Below are 5242 nucleotides of genomic sequence, written 5' to 3'. Positions count from 1 at the left end.
CCCAGCCGACGCGCGCCGCCACCGGCGTGTTCGGCGATTCGGCCCTGCCTACGCCGGCCGCGCCCCAGCAGGCAGCGGCCGACACCGAAGCCGCCTCGCATCGCGTCAAGGTCGCCGACAAGCGCATCATCAACGGCAAGACCGACGTAAACCAGCTGGTTCCGTTCAAATACAAGTGGGCCTGGGAAAAATACCTGGCCACCTGCGCCAACCACTGGATGCCGCAGGAAATCAACATGTCGCGCGACATCGCCCTCTGGAAGAACCCGAACGGGCTCACCGAGGACGAGCGCCGCATCGTCAAGCGCAACCTGGGCTTCTTCGTCACGGCCGACTCGCTGGCCGCGAACAACATCGTGCTGGGCACCTACCGCCACATCACCGCCCCCGAATGCCGCCAGTTCCTGCTGCGCCAGGCATTCGAAGAAGCCATCCACACGCACGCGTACCAATATATCGTCGAAAGCCTCGACCTGGACGAAGCCGAGATCTTCAACGCTTATAACGAAGTGCCGTCCATCCGGGCCAAAGACGAATTCCTGATCCCGTTCATCGACGCGATCGCCGACCCTAACTTCAACACGGGCACCCCGGAAGCCGACCAGAAACTCCTGAAGTCTCTGATCGTGTTCGCGTGCCTGATGGAAGGCCTGTTCTTCTACGTGGGGTTCACGCAGATCCTGGCGCTGGGCCGCCAGAACAAGATGACCGGCGCCGCCGAGCAGTACATGTACATCCTGCGCGATGAATCCATGCACTGCAATTTCGGCATCGACCTGATCAACACCATCAAGCTGGAAAATCCGCACCTCTGGACCCCGGAATTCCGCGAAGAAATCCGTGGGCTCTTCCAAAAAGCGGTAGAACTCGAATACGCTTACGCCGAAGACACGATGCCGCGCGGCGTGCTGGGCTTGAACGCCCCCATGTTCAAGTCGTACCTGCGCTTCATCGCCAATCGCCGTTGCCAGCAAATTGGGATAGAACCGCTGTATCCGCAGGAAGAAAACCCCTTCCCCTGGATGGCGGAAATGATCGACCTTAAAAAGGAACGCAACTTTTTCGAAACACGCGTGATCGAATACCAGACTGGCGGGACGCTGAGCTGGGAATAATGTGCATCGGCCGCCGCGCGCAAAGTGGCTTGCGCGGCGATGCGATGCCGGCTCCGTCGGCCTGGGTATTCGAATACGCAGTACCAAGCGGTGGGCTGCCCGATGTCGGGCGCCTGCCGGCGCCATTTGAGATGGCTCGCGCAAAGTGCGGGGGCCATATCAAATGGCTGTGCCGAATTCATTAGCGCAAACCGTAGTAGCTGTCGCCCGCATGGGGCAGCGGCATGCGCCGATGAATAGCCCGGGGCGCGATCCGTTTTACGGAAAGCGGCACGGGTTTAAGTTCTGGGACCCCTGAACCTAAGGAGCATAACCATGGCAACAGCCAAGAAAGCCGCCAAGAAGGCGGTGAAGAAACCCGCCGCCAAGAAGGCGGTGAAGAAAGCCCCGGCCAAGAAGGCCGTGAAGAAGGTCGCAGTGAAGAAGGTTGCGGCCAAGAAACCTGCCGTGAAGAAAGTCGCGGCGAAAAAGGCCGTGAAGAAAGCGGTCGCCAAGAAGGCTGTCAAGAAAGCCGTCGCCAAGAAAGCCGTGAAGAAAGCGGTTGCCAAGAAGGCGGTGAAGAAAGCCGTAGCCAAGAAGGCTGTCAAGAAGGTCGTCGCCAAGAAGGCCGTCAAGAAAGCCGTCGCCAAGAAGGCTGTCAAGAAGGCCGTCGCCAAAAAGGCTGTCAAGAAAGTCGCAGCCAAGAAGGCCGTCAAGAAAGCCGTCGCCAAGAAGGCCGTGAAGAAGGCGCCTGCCAAGAAGGCGGCCAAGAAGGCCCCGGCGAAGAAGGCGGCCAAGAAGCCTGCTGCGAAAAAGCCTGCTGCCAAGAAGGCTGCGCCCAAGAAGCCCGCTACGCCGCCGTCCACGGCTGCTGCCCCGGGCGCCAAGACCGCGCTGAATCCTGCCGCGTCGTGGCCCTTCCCGACGGGCGGCCGTCCCTAATCCGGACGGAACCGTTCTTTAGCGGTACCCTTAACCGCCTGGCTCCGGCCAGGCGGTTTTTGCGTTGGCTCCCCCTGCATTGCCATGTAGCCATGCGACAATAAAAACCATTATTTTTTGGCAGACCGCGCACATGTTTGGCGATATCCTCCAGTTCCTTCTAGAAATCACCTTCACGCTGTTCGGGGCCGCGCTGGTGGCGCGCGCCTGGATTCACGCGGTGCGTCTGCACCCCTTCAACCCGCTGGCCCGCGGCATATACCAAGTCACCAACTGGCTGGTATTGCCCATACGCAAAGTCGTGCCGGCCGGCAACGCGGTCGACTGGACTAGCCTGGTGGCAGCCTGGCTGGCGGCGCTGGTATTCATGGCACTGATGTGGCTGCTGGCAACCGGCACACTCATTCCGGCCACCCTGCTGCCCCGCATGCTGGTTTCGTCGCTGCTGATGGTGGTGAAATGGGCGCTGAACCTGATCGTGTGGCTGACGCTGCTGCAGGCGATCCTATCGTGGATCAACCCCATGTCGCCGCTGATGGCATTGCTGCAAACGCTGACGGCGCCGCTGCTCGACCCCATCCGGCGCCTTCTGCCGCGCGGCGCGGCCATCGACTTCTCGCCGCTGGTGCTGCTGATCCTGGCGCAGATCACCCTGATGATGCTGTCGCGCGTTACCTACGGCCTGTTCGGCATCTGACCGACCCGCCGGCCCAATGCAAAGCGCCCGCTGAATAGCGGGCGCTTTGCATTGGGCCTGGCGATGGGCGCCCTTGCGGCGCCCCCGCCGGGATCAATACGGCGCCACGCGGGTGGGCCCCGCGCCGCTGATGACCTGCACGCGCTGGCCCACGCTGATGGGCACGTCGGCTTCCTGCGCCACCACGCGGGTTTCGCCGTTATCCAGGCGAACCGTGATTTCCAGGCCAGAGGAACGGCCAGCGCGGTTTTCCACCGCGTTGCCCGCCAGGGCGCCCAGGATGGCGCCGCCCACGGTGGACAGGGCGCGGCCCGTGCCGCCGCCCACGGCATTGCCTGCCACGCCGCCCAACGCACCGCCGGCGATCATGCCCACGCCGCTGGAGCGTTCGTCCTGGATGGTAATGGGGCGCACGCCGGTGACGGTGCCGATGCGCACGATTTGTTCGCGCTGGGCCTGATCGTAGGAATACACGCCGCTGGACGCGCTGCGGTTGGCGCAACCGCCCAGCAGGGCCAGGGACGTAACGACGGCGGCCACCGCCACCCAACGGCCGGCGCGCGGCGCGATAACAGAAGAAGACAGGATTTGGCTCATGTGGGCTCCTTGGACGGTACCGCTATTTTATGCAACGGATAATACTCTGGCTGGCGCCAAAAGCATGGTTGCGAAACAGCATGCAACTTTTATAGCAGGCTTTCTTGTACAGCGTATCCCCAGGCGAGCACCTTGTAAATTGGCCCGCCCGAGCCAGCATACTGCCATTTTGACAGCCCGCCAGCCCCCGGGTTCCTAGGCAGGCAGGCCGATACCGTAGGCCGCGCGCAGTTGCGCATCAATGTCGGCCCGGCTGGGCGCGTGGTTCTGGGGGCCGCGCGAAGCAATCTTGATCGACCCCATCAGGTTGGCCAGGCGGCAGCTGTCCAGCCAGTTCCAGCCGTTGGTCAGCCCGTAGAGTAACCCGGCCCGGTGCGCGTCGCCGCAACCGGTGGGGTCCACCACTTCTCCGGGCCGCACGGGCGCCACCTGCACGGTTTCACCGCCGGTGAGCAGCGTGGCGCCTTCCGCGCCGCGCGTGACCACCACGGCCTGCAACTGCTCGGCAATCTGCGCCATGCTGCGGCCGGTGCGCTGTTCTACCACGCCGGCTTCGTAGTCGTTGACGGTCAGCGCCTGGGCCAGGCCCAGCATACGGTCGAGATCGGCGCCGTCGAACAGCGGCATGGCCTGGCCCAGGTCGAAAATGAACGGAATGCCGCGCGCATGCAGGCGCTCGGCGTGCGCGAACATGCCGGCCTTGGCGTCCGGCGCCACAATGGCCCAGGCCGCCTGGGCATCGCTGAGATCGTTCTGGGCCGACAATTCCATGGCGCCCGGGTGGAAAGCGGCGATCTGGTTGTCTTCGAGGTCGGTGGTAATGAAGCACTGGGCGGTGAACGTGCCCGGCATCACGCGCAGGCGCGACGTATCGATGCCCAGGCCCGTGAAGCGTTCCAGGTAGTCTGCGGCGTCTTCGCCCACGGTGGCCACCGGCACGGGCTGGCCGCCCAGAAGCTTCATGTTGTAGGCAATGTTGCCCGCGCAGCCGCCGTATTCCTTGCGCATGGCCGGCACCAGGAAAGACACGCTCAGCGACTGGATGCGGTCGGGCAGGATATGTTCTTTGAAACGCCCGTCGAACACCGCAATGGTATCGAAGGCCATCGATCCGCAAACCAGGACAGGAGCCGTCATGCTTGTCATTCCTCAGGGAAAGAATTTGTCGAGTTGATAACCGTTGACATGCGCCCCGGCCACTTCAATGGGCACTTCGACGGTGATCTCGGCGCCGGCCTCGAAGGGCTGGCCAAGCTGCCCCTTGGGCAGGTAATCGGAAGGCTGCAGCACTTTGCGCACCACCACGGTATCGGAAATGTCGGTCAGGTCGAGCAGCAGCGCGGGCCAGTGCTGCGGCTTGTCATAGCGATTGCGCATGGTCATGCGCAGCACCAGGCGGCTGAGATCGTCGTGGCCGGCGGCGCCGGCCTGGCCGCGCGGCGGCTGCAGCGACGACGAGGTGATGAAAATGCGCTCGATGCGCCGCGCGTATCCCACCTGGCAGCCCAGCGGCTCGCACAGGCTGACCATCAAGGGCCGCAGGCCCGGCACACTGGTGGCGATGGCCGAGCGGTACACATACACCAGTTGCACGGCCAGCAGCAGCAGGCCGACGACGCAGGCGTAGCCCCACAGGCTGCTGACCCAGCGGCGGCGTTCCTGCTGATCGGTGTCCAGGAATTCAGGCGGCGAGCGGCCCACGTCGGTAGCGCCGAAATAGCGCGTGCGGGCCTCACCCAGCACGGTCGGCTCGACAGTGACGTGCGATTCATCGGTACCCAGGGAGGGTTCCGCGGGGCCTTCGGCCGCCGGCCGGGCGGCGACGGCGGGCTCGCCATGGAAGGCCTGCGCGTCGGCGGTGTCGTCGTCGATGGGTTCATCACCGGCATCCGCTTCGTGGCCGGACCCGTCG

6 protein-coding genes are annotated in these 5242 nt (G+C 63.9%); 3 read left to right on the top strand and 3 right to left on the bottom strand.

Annotation, left to right across the window (positions count from 1 at the left end):
• The 3 genes from LPZ50_RS21400 to LPZ50_RS21390 form a co-directional block, all read left to right on the top strand.
• Positions 1 to 1115 (top strand): ribonucleotide-diphosphate reductase subunit beta (locus LPZ50_RS21400; protein WP_230664757.1); only part of this gene is annotated, 1115 nt, incomplete at its 5' end.
• 315 nt (positions 1116 to 1430) lie between these two features.
• Positions 1431 to 2036, top strand: a complete 606-nt coding sequence (locus LPZ50_RS21395) for a histone H1-like DNA-binding protein (RefSeq protein WP_230664755.1) — start codon at positions 1431 to 1433, stop codon at positions 2034 to 2036.
• A gap of 133 nt (positions 2037 to 2169) precedes the next feature.
• Complete coding sequence (locus tag LPZ50_RS21390) at positions 2170 to 2733, top strand: YggT family protein (RefSeq protein ID WP_230664753.1); 564 nt, start codon at positions 2170 to 2172, stop codon at positions 2731 to 2733.
• Positions 2734 to 2826: 93 nt separating this feature from the next.
• Here LPZ50_RS21390 and LPZ50_RS21385 read toward each other — a convergent pair whose 3' ends face one another.
• From LPZ50_RS21385 to LPZ50_RS21375, 3 genes are all read right to left on the bottom strand, one after another.
• Positions 2827 to 3330, bottom strand: a complete 504-nt coding sequence (locus LPZ50_RS21385) for a glycine zipper 2TM domain-containing protein (protein WP_230664751.1) — start codon at positions 3328 to 3330, stop codon at positions 2827 to 2829.
• Between the two features lie 195 nt (positions 3331 to 3525).
• The gene (locus LPZ50_RS21380; RefSeq protein WP_230664749.1) at positions 3526 to 4467 is read right to left on the bottom strand and encodes a carbohydrate kinase family protein; all 942 of its coding nucleotides are present in this window, start codon (positions 4465 to 4467) and stop codon (positions 3526 to 3528) included.
• Positions 4468 to 4479: 12 nt separating this feature from the next.
• Positions 4480 to 5242: DUF3426 domain-containing protein (locus tag LPZ50_RS21375; RefSeq protein WP_230664747.1), on the bottom strand; the 763-nt coding region annotated here is incomplete at its 5' end.

The organism is Bordetella petrii (assembly GCF_020991325.1).
In the GTDB taxonomy this organism is placed as follows: Bacteria; Pseudomonadota; Gammaproteobacteria; order Burkholderiales; family Burkholderiaceae_B; genus Bordetella_A; species Bordetella_A petrii_E.
The sequence above is the reverse complement of the archived record's forward strand: the minus strand, read 5'-3'. Positions and strand labels throughout refer to the sequence as shown.

Excerpts from the sequence above, each read along its gene's own strand:
- LPZ50_RS21385 (WP_230664751.1), bottom strand. The coding sequence starts at position 3,330 with ATGAGCCAAATCCTGTCTTCTTCTGTTATCGCGCCGCGCGCCGGCCGT.
- LPZ50_RS21390 (WP_230664753.1), top strand. The coding sequence starts at position 2,170 with ATGTTTGGCGATATCCTCCAGTTCCTTCTAGAAATCACCTTCACGCTG.
- LPZ50_RS21380 (WP_230664749.1), bottom strand. The coding sequence starts at position 4,467 with ATGACGGCTCCTGTCCTGGTTTGCGGATCGATGGCCTTCGATACCATT.
- LPZ50_RS21395 (WP_230664755.1), top strand. The coding sequence starts at position 1,431 with ATGGCAACAGCCAAGAAAGCCGCCAAGAAGGCGGTGAAGAAACCCGCC.